We start from the raw sequence: 12,779 nt of genomic DNA on the forward strand, positions 1-12,779 counted from the left end.
CGTCAGACGGGCCGCCCGCCGGTCCGGCCGTCCACCGGCCCGGGCCGGTCCGCGCCCCGGTGGCCGGGGCCGCTCGCGCGGGCGGAGGCCAGGGCCCGGTCCAGGTGGGCGTGGAACTCCACGAAGCCGGACGTGCGGCTGAGCTGGACGACCGGGTCGGTCAGCCGGTGCGGGCCCACGAGCAGCAGGCGCCGGCCGTGCGCGGACAGCGTGCGTCCCAGCTCGGCCAGCACGGCGGTGGCCGCCGGGGTCATCAGCCGCAGGCCTCCGAGCTCGACCACGTACGCCGGTGTGCCCGGGTCGGCCCCGGCCAGGGCGTGCCGCAGGGCCGAGCGCTCGTCCGGTTCCACGGAGCCCTCCAGGAAGACCACCCAGTGACCGCCGTCGGCGTCCTGCGCCTCCAGCAGTGCCCGGCACACCTCGAAGCCGTGCACGCCGCGCGGCTGCGGCGGCGCCGTCCCCGGCCGCACCGTACCGGGGACCGCCCCGCCGGTGGCGGGGGCGGGCGGGCCGGCCACGTCGAGGAGGCGCCGCACCGCGGGCGGGGCGGCGGTGACCGTGAGCGGCCGGTGCCGGGCCGCCGCCTCGCGTTCCACGTCGAGGAGCGCGTTCAGTCCGGAGCCGTCGCGGAACCTGGCCCGGGCGACGTCGAGGCTGATCCCGCCGGGACAGGCGTCCAGGGCGGCCAGCAGCGCCAGCCTGAGCTCGTCGGCCTGGCCGGGCTCGACCTCGCCGGTGATCCGGACCGCGGCGGTGCCCGGGCCGTCGCGGCGGACGGTCACGTTCATCGACCCGTCGGGACGGCCGTGCTCGTCGCGGGGGATGCCGCGGGGGATCTCGGCGTCGGCGGAGGCGTTCATGGGGATCTCCAGAAGGCCCGAAATGATGCTCTGATCGGATTTTCAACAGATTCAGCACGTACGTCAAGATTTACCGGAAATCCTATACAGGTAATCCATCACCCCCAATATGCGGCATAGTGGGGGATATGGAACCGATCAGCGAGCATCGGCCCCGGTGGACCTTCCTCACCAGCCACGCCCGCGTCCTCCTCGCGATCTCCCGGGACCCCGGGGTCCGGCTGCGTGACGTGGCGGTGAGCTGCGGTCTCACCGAACGGACCGTGCAGGCGATCGTCGCCGACCTGGAGCAGGACGGCTACCTGCTGCGGGACCGGGCCGCCGACGGGCGGCGCAACCGGTACGCGATCGTGCCCGGCGGCCGGTTCCGCCACCCGGCCGAAGCGGGGCACGAGATCATCGGCCTCCTCGAGCTCCTCGCCGCGGGCCCGCTGCCCACGGCCGGGGGGCCGCGGGAGCCCGCCGGGCTGATCGAACCGCACGGGATCGGGGGCGCCGCCGGGCGGTGAGGCGGCGCGGGCCCGCGCGGCGGGGCCGGAGGCCGACGGCTCGGGGGCATGACGAGTCCCTCCCCGACTCATCGCCGGACAGATGGACTTGGCCAGTGCCGGGCCGGGGCTGACGCCTCACGCGTCACGGGGCCGGACACCGGCGGCCCGCCCCCGGTGTCCGGCGGCGGAGCCCGGGCAGACGCGGACCAGGAGCCCACGGCGCGGCCCGCGGTCCGCGGTCGGCGACGGGGGCCGCCCGACCCGACGAAAGGTGCTGTCCATGACCGAGTTCGGCTATTTCCTGGCGTGCGAGGAGTTCACCCCCGCGCAACTGCTCGACCAGGCCCGCCGGGCCGAGGACGCCGGATTCACCCGGCTCGCGATCTCCGACCACTTCCACCCGTGGAACGACGCCCAGGGCAACAGCCCCCTGGTCTGGTCGGTGATCGGCGCCCTCTCGCAGACCGTCTCCCTGCCCGTCACCACCCTGGTCACCTGCCCCACCGTCCGGATCCACCCCGCCGTCACCGCCCAGGCCGCGGCCACGTCCAGCGTGCTGCTGGACGGCCGCTTCACCCTCGGGGTCGGCACCGGCGAGGCCCTCAACGAGCACGTCCACGGCGACCGCTGGCCCCCCTTCGCCGACCGGGCCGCCATGCTGGAGGAAGCCGTCGAGGTCATGCGCCGGCTGTTCACCGGCGAACTCGTCAGCCACCGCGGCGAGCACTACACCGTCGAGAACGCCCGCCTGTACACGGTGCCCGACGCGCCGCCGCCGGTCCTGGTCTCCGGCTTCGGACCCAACGCGGCCGAACTCGCCGGGCGCATCGGGGACGGGTACGTCCTGATGAGCCCGGACGAGGAGCTCATCGGCGCCTTCCGGGAAGGCGGCGGCGCCGGCAAGCGCGTGGCCGGCGGGCTGAAGGTCTGCTGGGACGAGGACCGCGACCGGGCCGTGGACACCGTCCACCGCCTCTGGCCCAGCGAACTCCTCCCGGGCGAACTGGCCCAGATCCTGCCCACCCCCGCCCACTTCGAGCAGGCGAGCGAGCTGGTCACCCGGGAACAGGTCGCGGAGTCCGTGCCCTGCGGCGACGACCCCGAGGCCCATGTCGAGGCCGTCCGCGCGTACGTGGACGCCGGCTTCGACGAGGTCTACATCGGCCAGATCGGCCCCGGCCAGGCCCCCTTCTTCGAGAACTTCCGCACCAAGGTCCTCCCCGCCCTCTCACCCTCCCGCTAGCGCAAGCACCGGGTCCGGCAGCGCTTCCCCAACTGACCGGGCCGGCGCGGCCGAGCGCACGCGACGGCCCCGGGAACACCTCGTTCCCGGGGCCGGCCGTACGGCTGGACGGCCCGCGCGGCCCGCTACGGCTCCGCGTCAGGCTCCTCCTCGACCACGTGCACGGCCGCCTCCTCGGCGGAGGCGGCCCCGCCGTTGATCCCGGCGTCGCGGGCCAGCACGGAGATGTGCCGGACCGGGCGGCCCTCCTCGGCCGGGGCCATCCGCCCCGCCCGCTCCCGCCCGGCGGTGGAGGCGTCGCCGTACGGGTCGCCGGTGATGTCCTCGCCGCCGTCACCGCCCGCCCCGGCCAGGTCCTCGCCCGGAGCGGCCTCGGATCCCAGGCCCGCGCCGGTGCCGTCCGGCTCCGGCTGCTCCTGGGCGAGGCGCTGGTCGAGGGTCTCCCCGGCGCGCTGCTCCTCGGCGGTCGTGCCGTGCCGGGTGACCGCCAGGGGGCGGTCGGGCGGGGAGTAGCCGCTGTCCAGGGTCTGGTCCAGGTCGGGTTCGTCCAGCGCGTTCTCCATGTCCGGCTGGGACTCCCCGGGCTCCGCCTCGTCACGCGGCTGGTACACCTCGTCCCCCCGCGTCCCGCTCTCGCTCATGGCCGTCGGCTCCTCTCCGGCGGGTGCTCACCGCCGCTCCCGCGCCCGGCGGGGCCACCGGTGCCGAACAGGTCGAGCATCCGCTCGATGACCTCGTCGAAGTCCTGCCACGGAGCGGCGGCTTCCGCGGCGGCCCGGCGGACGGTCCCGTCCGGGTGGCTGCTTCCCTTCGCAGGCATGGCGACCTCCTCTGCGACTCTCGGATGCGCGCTTCTGCCCCGGATCCGCGGGCCCATGCCAGGGCGAACGGGTGAACACGGCTGCCCATGACCGCGCCCGGAGCGGGTAGGCGCGGGACACGGCCGGCGCGAGCCGGCCGTCCCCCGAGGCAGGGAAAGGAGAAGACCATGCCCCGTGGTTCCTCCCCGAAGCGGGAACGGCAGTACGAGCACATCAAGGAGTCGGCGCTCGACCGCGGCGAGTCCACGAAGCGGGCCGAGGAGATCGCCGCCCGCACCGTGAACAAGGAACGGGCCCGCTCCGGCGAGTCGAAGACGGCCAGCAGGTCCTCCATCGAGGACATGTCCTCGTCCGAGCGCGGCGGCCGGCGGTCGCACAGCGGCTCCCAGGGACCGACGAAGGAACAGCTCTACAACGAGGCGAGGCAGCGCAACATCAAGGGCCGCTCCCAGATGGACAAGGCCGAACTGAAGGAGGCCCTCGGCCGCTGACCCGGCGCCGCCGGGATCCGCAGCCCCGGGGGGTTGGGGCCGCGTCGGCGGGGCAGACGCGCAACGGGACCACGGGGCGCGTCGTGATCCTCCCCCCGGTCCACGACCCCCGTGGTCCCGCCCGGCCCCCCTCACCTCCCCCGGGGCCGGGCCCTCGCTGCGGGTCAGGGGCGGCGGACGGCGCGGGCCAGGAAGTGGTGGGGGGCGTCCTCGTACACGTCGAGGCGCCAGCCCGTGGCGGCCAGCGCGGGCCGGAGGTTGTGCTCGGCCAGCGGGTCGGCGGGGTCGAGGGGGCGGCCGTGGCGGGCGGCGCGTTCGGCGTGGCCGGAGGGGTGGAAGAGGAGGAGTACCCCGTCGGGCGCGGTGACGCGGGCCCATTCGTTCAGGCCGGCCCTCGCGTCCGGGAGGTGGCCCAGCAGCCCCGCCGAGAAGACGCCCCGCACGGACGCGTCGGGCAGCGGGAGGCGGGTGCAGTCGGCGGCCAGCAGGTCGCCGTGGCGGGTGCGGCCGTGCCGGGCCGCGGCCGCGAGCATGGCCGGGGTGAGGTCGATGCCCAGGACCCGTCCCGAAGGCCCGACCTGGGCGCGCAGCGCGGGCATGGCCCGGCCGGTGCCGCAGCCGAGGTCCAGGGCGAGCCCGCCGGGAGCGAGCCGCATCCGGGCGACGGCCGCCTCGTAGGCCGGTGCCTGGTAGGCGAACCGCTCCTCCCAGGCATCGGCCCGCCGGGTGAAGAAGGCGCGGGTGGCGGTGTGTTCGGCGCGGGCGGCGACCAGCGCCGCGAACCGGGCCAGGATCCGGCCGGCCCACGCGTCGGCGGTGTCGGGGCCCTGGGGGAGGAAACGCACCCCCCAGCCGCTGGCACCCACCCGGAACGCCTGCTCCGGGTAGCCCTCACAGGTGGCCAGGACCACCGCGCCGGCCGGCAACTCCAGCGCCCCTGCGGCCGGCCGCAGCCCGCCGCAGGGCAGACCGGCCCCGGCGAAGACCGGGTCGGTGCCCGCGGCCGCGGTGAGCCGCAGCCGCCGCCCGCCGTCGGGCCCGGCCCAGGGCTCCTCGGCCGGCCCCGGGTCCTGCGCCAGCAGCAGCGCCCCGGCGCCCAGGGCGAGCACGGGCACCTCGGCGGCCAGTGCCTCCCGGACGAGGACGTGGCCGGGGGAGCGGGGCGGGCCGGGCCGGGGGCCGCCCAGGATGATCAGGCCGTCCACCCCGCCGAGGCCGTCGGGCGCGGCGCCGCCGCCGTCCGTGAGGAGGACGGTGCGTGCGGTCAGCCCCGCCGCGGCGAGCACCTCGCGCACGGCGCGGGGGGCCTGTGTGGAACCGCGCTGTACGACGACGACCGCCATGGCCACTCCTCAGATCCGAGCCCGTGGTGCCGATATGTACGGCATCTACGCAAGGATGCGCCTGAACAGCACGCATATGCCAGGCCGTCTCCACCTGTGGGACGCTCCGCCCGCGGGCCGGGGAACGGTTCATGGCCCCTGCGCGGCGAACACCGCGATCGGCGCGCAGGGGCCTCAGGCCGGCGATCCCGGGACGGAGAGAGCCGCTCGCCCGTCCGGGGCCGGTGGGTGTCAGTTAATCATCCAAGAGGCATTCACGCCACGATTCGCAGCAGATGCAAGCCGAAGTGACCCGTTCACATTGCTCCTGTGGAGGTGGCCGAGGCCGCGCTCGCGGCCCGCGGGAGCCCAGGCCCCCGCCACCGTCCCGGTGAACGCGGCGGCCGGCGCCCACCACGGGACGGGACGGTCCGACTCCCCGCGCCCGCAACGGCGTTGGGAGCACCCACGCCCCGGGGTGTCCGAGGCCTGGTCAAAAGGGGGCCGCGTGCGCAAGGATCACGCCCGCACCACGCACACACCTCCCACCCCCCGTCCCAGGAGGATCTGTATGGCTCGCCGCATATCCCGCGGCCTCGTCGCCGCGGCCACCGCCACCGTGGCCACGCTCACCCTCGCCGGCCCGGTCTCCGCCCAGTCCGCCGGCACCGCCACGGCCGCCTCCCCGCCGCCCCAGGGGCGGATCTTCATGGTCAACCCCGTCCAGTCCTCCGGCGACCAGACGCTCACCGACGGCAAGGACGGCGCCGCGGCCGTCCCCGCCTCCGCCTACACCCTCGCCGCCCTGCGCAACCTCGACGCGGGCGGCACCCTCTCGGGCAGGTGGGCGGCCATCCGCTCGGAGACCGGCGCCCCCGTCCGGGTCGCGGACGCCGCCTCCTTCAGCCGCAAGGACGACGGCTTCGAGCAGGTGATGGCGTACTTCTGGGTCAACGAGGCGCAGGAGTACCTGCAGGGCCTGGGATTCGGCAGCGAACTGCCCGGCGCCAACGACCGTGCGCAGCCCGTGCGGATCAACCAGTGGGGCGCCGACAACTCCTTCTTCTCCGACAAGAAGGCAGAGATCCGCTTCGGCAAGGGCGGGGTGGACGACGCCGAGGACGCCGAGGTCATCGTCCACGAGTACGGGCACGCCGTGCACAACGCCCAGGTTCCCGGCTTCGGCACCTCGCCGGAGGCGGGCGCGATCGGCGAGGCCTTCGGCGACTTCCTGGCCGTCTCCGTCGGCGCGAACGCGGACGAGCGCTACGGCTGGCCGCGCAAGACCGACCTGGCCTGCGTGGGCGACTGGGACTCGGTGGAGTACAGCGCCGCCCCGCACTGCCTGCGGCGCATCGACGGGAACAAGGTCTACGCCGACCGCGTCGGCGAGGTCCACGCGGACGGGGAGATCTGGTCCCGGGCCCTGTTCGACATCCGGCAGTCGCTCGGCGCGCGGACGGCCGGCCGGATCATCGTGAACGCCCAGTTCGGCTTCCGCCCGGACACCGGCTTCCAGGACGCGGCGCTGACGACCGTCGCCACCGCCCAGCGCATGTACGGCGCGGACGCGGCGGCCGCCGTCCGCGCGGCCTTCCGGGCCCGGCAGATCCCCGGGGTCTAGGGACACGTACGCGGGTGCCGCCGGTCCGGGCCGGCGGCACCCGCGGGACGGGACGTGCCCGCTCAGGCGTTGAGCAGGCGGTTGAAGAACGAGCGGTAGTGCTGCAGGGCCTGGCGCAGGTCCTCCGTCGCCACGTCGTCACCGCGCTGCCACTGCCCCTCCAGCTCCTGCTTGTGCGAGGCGAAGGTGCCGGCGAGGCTCTGCATCACCTCGGCCACCAGGGTGTCCGCCGAGGTGACCGCCTCGCGCGGGTCGTCGACGAAGCGTCCCTGGATCTCGCCCCAGGCCGTCCGGTAGTGCTCCGCGTCCCCGGTGTCGAGCAGCGGCTGCCCGTCACCGCCCGCGCCCGCCGCGGCGCCGGCCGCCGGGCCGTCCAGGGAGTCCTCCGCGAGCCGGTCCGCCGGCTCGTCGTCCGTCCGTCCGGCCGGCAGGTCCTCGTCCTCCTCGTCCCGGCCGGCGGATCCGCCGGACAGGGACCGGCCGGACAGGGGCTCCCCGGTCGCCTCGCCCGGGTAGACCGGGGGTCCCGCGTCCGGCTCGCCGGCCGCGCCCGGTCCCGCGAGGTCCTCCGTGGTCAGGGGGGCTCCGCCCCGCCGTATGTCGTCGTCGTGGGTGCCCATGTCACCGGCTCCTCTGGTCCGTCAGCAGTTCGTCGAACAGTGCGCGGTAGTGCACCATCGCCGCGCGGAGTTCCTCCGTGGTCGCCTGTCCGGCCGTACTGCGCGACCTGACGTCGTGCGCGGCCCGGTAGTGCTCCAGGGTCCGGCCGTGTTCGACCGACAGGTCACGGACGGCGCCGCGGTACCCGTCGGTGGGGTAGCCGCGCTCCCGCATCAGCTTCGCCACCAGGTCGTCGGCCTCGTCGACCGAGCCGGCCGGCTGGTCCACGAAGTGCACCTGGACCTCGCTCCACCGGTCGGCGAACTGACGCCGCCGCTCGGGTGGCAGCGGCCGGATGTCGAGCTTGTCGTGCCGGACCTCGCGGGCGTGCAGGTCGCGCTCGGCGGCCAGGACGCCGCCCTTCTCCTCGACCGCGCGCTCGTACTCGGGTCCGAAGCGGTGGCGGAGATGACGCCGCCGCCCGAGCAGCGCGAGGGTCACGGTGATGGCGAGCACCACGACCACCGCGGCCACCACTACGGCTATGAGTGTGCTTGTCGACATCTCGGTCCTCCGTCCCGGGCGATGGCGTCGCCCGTAGGGCGCGGCTGCCCGCCCCGCCCTACGGCAAACCGGAATGAGTCGCAACAAAAGGTGAACGGGGCCTCAGCGCAGCGGATTGTGGTCCGGCGGGACCGCCTCGGCGGGCCGTACGGGGCCGGGGGCGGTGCCGTCGCCGAAGGGGCGGCCGCCGAGGGCGGCCCGGTCGTGCGGCGCGAGCCAGTCCCGGGCGTCGGGACCGGCCGGCACGATGCCGGTGGGGTTGATGTCCGTGTGCACCAGGTAGTAGTGCCGTTTGATGTGGTCGAAGTCGATCGTGTCCCCGAACCCCGGCGTCTGGAACAGGTCCCGGGCGTAGTCCCACAGCACCGGCATCTCGCTCAGCTTCCGCCGGTTGCACTTGAAGTGCCCGTGGTAGACGGCGTCGAAGCGCACGAGGGTGGTGAACAGCCGGACGTCGGCCTCCGTGATCGTGTCGCCGACGAGGTAGCGGGCGCCCGCCAGCCGCTCGGAGAGCCGGTCGAGCCGGTCGAACAGCCGCCGGTACGCCCGCGCGTACGCCTCCTGGGAGCCGGCGAAGCCCGCCCGGTAGACGCCGTTGTTCACGTCCCGGTACACCACCTCGTTCACCGAGTCGATCTGCGGGCGCAGCTCCCACGGGTAGAGCTCGGGGGCGCCCGGGCGGTGGTGGGCGGTCCACTGGAGCGACAGGTCGAGGGTGATCTGCGGGAAGTCGTTGGTCACCACCCGCCCGGTCGGGACGTCCACGACCGCCGGCACGGTGATCCCCCGGTCGTAGCCGGGGTCCCGGGCGAAGTAGGCCTCCTGGAGCCGCTCGATGCCGAGCACCGGATCGCGCCCGCCCGGGTCCAGGCCGAAGTTCCAGCTGCGCTCGTCGTGGACCGGCGCGGCCACGGCCATGGGGAGGGCCTCCTCCAGCCCGAGGAGCCGCCGCACGATGATCGCCCGGTTCGCCCACGGGCAGGCCCTGCTGACCACCAGGCGGTAGCGCCCGGGCTCCACGGGGAAGCCGTCGCGGCCGTCCGCGGTGATCCGCGTGGTCAGGTACCGGTCGTCCCGGGAGAACTCCTCGCCGGATGTGACGTAGCTCATGTGCGGCGCCTACCCGCGGCGGGCGGTGGTGAACGCGGGCGCGTCCCCGCGGGCTGGACGCGACTGGACTGGAGGCGAACGTTCCGGGAAGGACAGGGGATGTGGGCCCCGCACCTCCAGGAGGTGCTGTGAGATGGCTGTGAAGCGACGGGCCAGGGGGGTCCGGGGTGCGGGAAGAGTGCCGACAAGTTCTATATTCGTACGAACCATCCACGCGCGGCGGCCCGGCTGCGGTGATCAGGGGGGACGACAGGCATGGCCGACACCGACACCGTTCCGGGCGCCCGGACGGAGTCCCGGAGTGCCCGCAAGCTCCAGCGCAAGGCACGCAGCCGCAAGCGCCTGGGCATAGCGGTGGCCGTCCTCGCCATCGGCGGGGCGGCCGCCACGGCGTACGCGTTCACCCTCGGCGGCACCCCCGCCCAGGGCGAGGCCAAGCTCGCCGCCAGCGAGAGCGCCGCCGACGCGGCCGCCGCCGCGAAGGGCGCCGAGCAGCCCTGGGACGGGAAGGTCAAGGTGCTGGGCGACGGCTCCACCTCCTACACCGGGCCGCAGCCGGGACAGCTCAAGCCGGAGAAACTCAAGCCCGGCGAGAAGCCGCCGCAGTTCGTGGTCTTCTCCTGGGACGGCGCCCTGGAGGGCGACGACCACCTCTTCTCCCACTTCCGCCAGGTGGCCAAGGAGAGCAACGCCCACATGACCTTCTTCCTCACGGGCATCTACCTCCTGCCCGACGCGAAGAAGACGCTCTACCACCCCCCGCAGCACCCGCAGGGCTCGTCCGCCATCTCCTACCCGACCGTGCCGCACGTGAAGTCCACCCTCGCCCAGCTGCGCGGCGCCTGGGCCGACGGTGACGAGATCGGGTCCCACTTCAACGGGCACTTCTGCGGCCCCAAGGGCGGCGGGGACTGGAGCGCCGACGAGTGGAAGAGCGAGATCGACCAGACGTACGGGTTCGTCAAGAACTGGAAGACCAACACCGGCTTCACCAACGAGGCGCCCCTGCCCTTCGACCCCGACCGCGAGGTCGTCGGCGGCCGCGCGCCCTGCCTGGAGGGCCAGAAGAACCTGCTCACCGCGATCAAGCCGTACGGCTGGCGCTACGACGCGAGCTCCTCGGGCGACTTCCAGCTGTGGCCCTCCAAGATGAACGGCATCTGGAACTTCCCCCTCCAGCTCGTCCCCCTCCAGGGCAAGGAGCTGCAGGTCCTCTCGATGGACTTCAACTTCCTCTACAACCAGTCCGGGGACAGCACCAAGGGCGACCCGGCGAAGTACCGGGGCTGGGAGGCGCAGACCCGCGCCTCCTACCTGAACGGCTTCAACCGCGTCTACAACGGCAGCCGGGCCCCCATGTTCATCGGCAACCACTTCGAGGACTGGAACGGCGGCATCTACATGCAGGCCGTCGAGGACGTCATGCGGGACGTCTGCCCGCGCCAGGACGTCCGCTGCGTGTCCTTCAAGGAGCTGTCGGACTGGCTCGACGCCCAGGACCCCAAGGTCCTGGCCCAGCTGCGGATGCTCGACCCCGCGCAGGCGCCCGAGTGGAGCACCCTGGTCAAGTAGGGCGGACGCGGCCGCCGCGCCCTACTTGACCGCTTTGATGTAGTCCGTCCACAGCCGCACCGCCCGGTCGCTGCCGGGCGTTCCCGGCGCGTCCCCGCCCAGCCCCGTCAGGGGCAGCGCGATCAGGTCGGTCAGCGCCATCCGGTAGACGACCACCGCCGTGGACTCCTTCGCGGTGTTCGCCACGAACCAGCCCGCCGTGTTCGCCGCGGTCGTCCCCGTCTTGCCGGCCGCGCCCGGCTGCGCCTTGGCCGCGGCCTTCGCGGCCCCCTCGGTGACCGAACTCCGCAGGGCCTCCGTCACCGACCGGGCCGTCTTCGCCGACATCGCCCGGACCGGCTTCGGCGCCTCCAGCGGCACCGCCGCCCCGTTGCGGCTCGCCGACCGCACCGAGTACGGGTCGGTGTGCATGCCGTCGGCCGCGAAGGTCGCGTAGGCGCCGGCCATGCGGATCGCGCTGGGCTTGGAGTTCTCCCCGAGCGAGAACGTCGGGATCCGCGTCCCGAGGCTCGACGGCAGCAGGCCGGCCCGCTCCGCGAACGTCTCCACCCGGTCCAGTCCCACGTCGAGCCCGAGCTGGAGCATGGGGGTGTTCACCGAGTTCGCCACCGCCTGCTGGAGGGTCACCTGCCCCCAGCTCTTGTTCCCGTCGTTGTGGCCCTTGACCACCTTGCCGCTGCGGTCCCAGTACGGGCCCTCCGGCGTCTGCACGGTCACCTGGTCGTTGCCGTCGTACACCGTGGACGGCGAGACGGGCGTCCGGTCCTTGCCGCGGGTGCGCACCACCCCCTCCTCGAGCGCCGCCGCGTACACCAGCGGCGTGAACGCCGTCCCGACCGGGATCGTCGTCGAGTTCGCCTGGTTGAACCCCTGCTTGAGGTAGTCGGGCCCGCCGTAGACCGCGAGCAGCCGGCCGTCCGCGGCCACGCTCGCCGCGCCGATCTTGGCGTGCGTGTCGGTCCCGGGCCGCTTCTCCGCGTCGAAGTCCCCTTGCGCCTTCTGCACGGCGTCGGTCAGCGCGGCCATCCGCGAGCGGTCGAAGGTGGTGTAGATCTGGTAGCCGCCGAGGTCGAAGTCGGAGTCCTTGATGTGCCCCGCCTTGATCGCGTAGGCCTTGGCCAGCTCCACCAGGTAGCCGTTCTGCGCGCCGGGCGTGCCGGCCGTGCCCGGACCCGTGGGCTCCGGGAACGTCTTGTACGTGGCCCGCTCCGCGGGCGTGAGCGCGCCCGTCTCGACCATGCGGTCCAGGATCCAGCTCCAGCGCTCCACCGCCCGCTTGTGGTTCTCCGGGCCGAGGGTGGGGTCGTACAGGCCGGCGCCCTTGAGCAGGGAGGCGAGGAAGGCGCCCTCGCTGGCGTTGAGCTTCGAGACGTCCTTGCCGTAGTACGCCTGGGCGGCGCGCTGGATGCCGTAGGTGCCCCGGCCGAACCAGCTGGTGTTGAGGTAGTCCTGCAGGATCTGCTTCTTGCCGGTCTGGTTGTCCAGCTTCAGGGCCAGCAGGATCTCGGTGAACTTCCGCGAGAGGGTGCGGTCCTGGTTCAGGTAGGCGTTCTTCACGTACTGCTGGGTGATGGTGGACCCGCCCTGGGTCTCGCCGCCGGTGAGCGCGGCGCGCACGGCGCGCATGACCCCGGAGGGGGAGACCCCGGGGTCCGTGTAGAAGCTGGCGTTCTCGGCCGCGAGCACGGCGCCCTGGACCTTGGGGGGCACCTTGTCCAGGGGCATCTCCTGCCGGCTGACCCAGCCGGTCCGGGCCATCGTGGAGCCGTCGGCCCAGTAGTAGACGTTGTCCTGCTGTGTGGCGAAAGAGTTGAGGTCGTCCGGTATGTCCGTGGTGGCGTACGCGATGCCGACGAAGGCGACGAGACCCGTGACCAGGTACAGGAAGGCGCCCACCCACTGGCGCCAGGAGGGTATCCAGCGGCGCCAGCCGCTGCGCCCGGGCCGCGGGTAGGCCGGCCGCATCCGCCGCAGCAGCGGGCGCACCCGGGCGACGACGGGCCCGAGCGCGCGCGCCGGCACCGGTGCGAGCGCCCGCAGTCGGCCCGCCCCCGCGCTGGGACGCCGGCGCGCCCCCGGCC

13 protein-coding genes are annotated in these 12,779 nt (G+C 74.0%); 5 read left to right on the forward strand and 8 right to left on the reverse strand.

The features are described 5' to 3' along the window. Nucleotides 1–2 precede the first annotated feature (2 nt). Nucleotides 3–860 carry an STAS domain-containing protein gene (locus ACFVXK_RS31985; RefSeq protein WP_389618616.1) on the reverse strand — a complete coding sequence of 286 codons (858 nt, stop codon included), beginning with the start codon at nucleotides 858–860 and terminating at the stop codon, nucleotides 3–5. Between the two features lie 128 nt (nucleotides 861–988). On the opposite strand from ACFVXK_RS31985, the gene ACFVXK_RS31990 reads away from it, so the two are divergent. Next, nucleotides 989–1,369, forward strand: a complete 381-nt coding sequence (locus ACFVXK_RS31990) for a helix-turn-helix transcriptional regulator (RefSeq protein ID WP_389618619.1) — start codon at nucleotides 989–991, stop codon at nucleotides 1,367–1,369. Between the two features lie 262 nt (nucleotides 1,370–1,631). Continuing rightward, complete coding sequence (locus ACFVXK_RS31995; protein ID WP_389618622.1) at nucleotides 1,632–2,594, forward strand: TIGR03557 family F420-dependent LLM class oxidoreductase; 963 nt, start codon at nucleotides 1,632–1,634, stop codon at nucleotides 2,592–2,594. Nucleotides 2,595–2,719: 125 nt separating this feature from the next. Here ACFVXK_RS31995 and ACFVXK_RS32000 read toward each other — a convergent pair whose 3' ends face one another. Both ACFVXK_RS32000 and ACFVXK_RS32005 read right to left on the reverse strand, forming a co-directional pair. Continuing rightward, complete coding sequence (locus ACFVXK_RS32000) at nucleotides 2,720–3,235, reverse strand: DUF5709 domain-containing protein (RefSeq protein WP_389618625.1); 516 nt, start codon at nucleotides 3,233–3,235, stop codon at nucleotides 2,720–2,722. After that, nucleotides 3,232–3,414 (reverse strand): hypothetical protein, encoded by a 183-nt coding sequence (locus ACFVXK_RS32005; RefSeq protein WP_389618627.1) that lies wholly within the window; start codon nucleotides 3,412–3,414, stop codon nucleotides 3,232–3,234. The genes ACFVXK_RS32000 and ACFVXK_RS32005 overlap by 4 nt, the downstream gene beginning before the upstream one ends. A 168-nt stretch (nucleotides 3,415–3,582) precedes the next feature. Here ACFVXK_RS32005 and ACFVXK_RS32010 point away from each other — a divergent pair, with 168 nt between their 5' ends. Beyond that, nucleotides 3,583–3,906 (forward strand): plasmid stabilization protein, encoded by a 324-nt coding sequence (locus ACFVXK_RS32010; RefSeq protein WP_389618630.1) that lies wholly within the window; start codon nucleotides 3,583–3,585, stop codon nucleotides 3,904–3,906. 164 nt (nucleotides 3,907–4,070) lie between these two features. Here ACFVXK_RS32010 and ACFVXK_RS32015 read toward each other — a convergent pair whose 3' ends face one another. Then, complete coding sequence (locus ACFVXK_RS32015; RefSeq protein ID WP_389618633.1) at nucleotides 4,071–5,249, reverse strand: methyltransferase domain-containing protein; 1,179 nt, start codon at nucleotides 5,247–5,249, stop codon at nucleotides 4,071–4,073. 550 nt (nucleotides 5,250–5,799) lie between these two features. Here ACFVXK_RS32015 and ACFVXK_RS32020 point away from each other — a divergent pair. After that, nucleotides 5,800–6,852 carry a M36 family metallopeptidase gene (locus tag ACFVXK_RS32020; RefSeq protein WP_389618636.1) on the forward strand — a complete coding sequence of 351 codons (1,053 nt, stop codon included), beginning with the start codon at nucleotides 5,800–5,802 and terminating at the stop codon, nucleotides 6,850–6,852. Nucleotides 6,853–6,914: 62 nt separating this feature from the next. Here the strand turns inward: ACFVXK_RS32020 and ACFVXK_RS32025 are convergent, their stop codons facing one another. From ACFVXK_RS32025 to ACFVXK_RS32035, 3 genes are all read right to left on the reverse strand, one after another. Further along, nucleotides 6,915–7,472 (reverse strand): hypothetical protein, encoded by a 558-nt coding sequence (locus ACFVXK_RS32025; protein WP_389618639.1) that lies wholly within the window; start codon nucleotides 7,470–7,472, stop codon nucleotides 6,915–6,917. A 1-nt stretch (nucleotide 7,473) separates the two neighbouring features. After that, nucleotides 7,474–8,016, reverse strand: coding sequence for a hypothetical protein (locus tag ACFVXK_RS32030; protein WP_389618642.1), 543 nt, complete (start codon nucleotides 8,014–8,016; stop codon nucleotides 7,474–7,476). Between the two features lie 102 nt (nucleotides 8,017–8,118). Further along, complete coding sequence (locus ACFVXK_RS32035; RefSeq protein WP_389618645.1) at nucleotides 8,119–9,126, reverse strand: glutathione S-transferase family protein; 1,008 nt, start codon at nucleotides 9,124–9,126, stop codon at nucleotides 8,119–8,121. A gap of 255 nt (nucleotides 9,127–9,381) precedes the next feature. Between ACFVXK_RS32035 and ACFVXK_RS32040 the strand changes: the two genes are divergently transcribed. Further along, the gene (locus ACFVXK_RS32040) at nucleotides 9,382–10,698 is read left to right on the forward strand and encodes a hypothetical protein (RefSeq protein ID WP_389618648.1); all 1,317 of its coding nucleotides are present in this window, start codon (nucleotides 9,382–9,384) and stop codon (nucleotides 10,696–10,698) included. Nucleotides 10,699–10,719: 21 nt separating this feature from the next. Here the strand turns inward: ACFVXK_RS32040 and ACFVXK_RS32045 are convergent. Next, nucleotides 10,720–12,779 (reverse strand): transglycosylase domain-containing protein (locus ACFVXK_RS32045; RefSeq protein WP_389618650.1); only part of this gene is annotated, 2,060 nt, incomplete at its 5' end.

Source organism: Streptomyces sp. NPDC058157, assembly GCF_042884105.1.
In the GTDB taxonomy this organism is placed as follows: Bacteria; Actinomycetota; Actinomycetes; order Streptomycetales; family Streptomycetaceae; genus Streptomyces.

What these genes read in the sequence shown, in the direction of transcription:
- ACFVXK_RS31995 (WP_389618622.1), top strand. Translation starts at nt 1,632, where the DNA reads ATGACCGAGTTCGGCTATTTCCTGGCGTGCGAGGAGTTCACCCCCGCG.
- ACFVXK_RS32015 (WP_389618633.1), bottom strand. Translation starts at nt 5,249, where the DNA reads ATGGCGGTCGTCGTCGTACAGCGCGGTTCCACACAGGCCCCCCGCGCC.
- ACFVXK_RS32030 (WP_389618642.1), bottom strand. Translation starts at nt 8,016, where the DNA reads ATGTCGACAAGCACACTCATAGCCGTAGTGGTGGCCGCGGTGGTCGTG.
- ACFVXK_RS32035 (WP_389618645.1), bottom strand. Translation starts at nt 9,126, where the DNA reads ATGAGCTACGTCACATCCGGCGAGGAGTTCTCCCGGGACGACCGGTAC.
- ACFVXK_RS32020 (WP_389618636.1), top strand. Translation starts at nt 5,800, where the DNA reads ATGGCTCGCCGCATATCCCGCGGCCTCGTCGCCGCGGCCACCGCCACC.
- ACFVXK_RS32025 (WP_389618639.1), bottom strand. Translation starts at nt 7,472, where the DNA reads ATGGGCACCCACGACGACGACATACGGCGGGGCGGAGCCCCCCTGACC.
- ACFVXK_RS32040 (WP_389618648.1), top strand. Translation starts at nt 9,382, where the DNA reads ATGGCCGACACCGACACCGTTCCGGGCGCCCGGACGGAGTCCCGGAGT.
- ACFVXK_RS31990 (WP_389618619.1), top strand. Translation starts at nt 989, where the DNA reads ATGGAACCGATCAGCGAGCATCGGCCCCGGTGGACCTTCCTCACCAGC.
- ACFVXK_RS31985 (WP_389618616.1), bottom strand. Translation starts at nt 860, where the DNA reads ATGAACGCCTCCGCCGACGCCGAGATCCCCCGCGGCATCCCCCGCGAC.
- ACFVXK_RS32005 (WP_389618627.1), bottom strand. Translation starts at nt 3,414, where the DNA reads ATGCCTGCGAAGGGAAGCAGCCACCCGGACGGGACCGTCCGCCGGGCC.
- ACFVXK_RS32000 (WP_389618625.1), bottom strand. Translation starts at nt 3,235, where the DNA reads ATGAGCGAGAGCGGGACGCGGGGGGACGAGGTGTACCAGCCGCGTGAC.
- ACFVXK_RS32010 (WP_389618630.1), top strand. Translation starts at nt 3,583, where the DNA reads ATGCCCCGTGGTTCCTCCCCGAAGCGGGAACGGCAGTACGAGCACATC.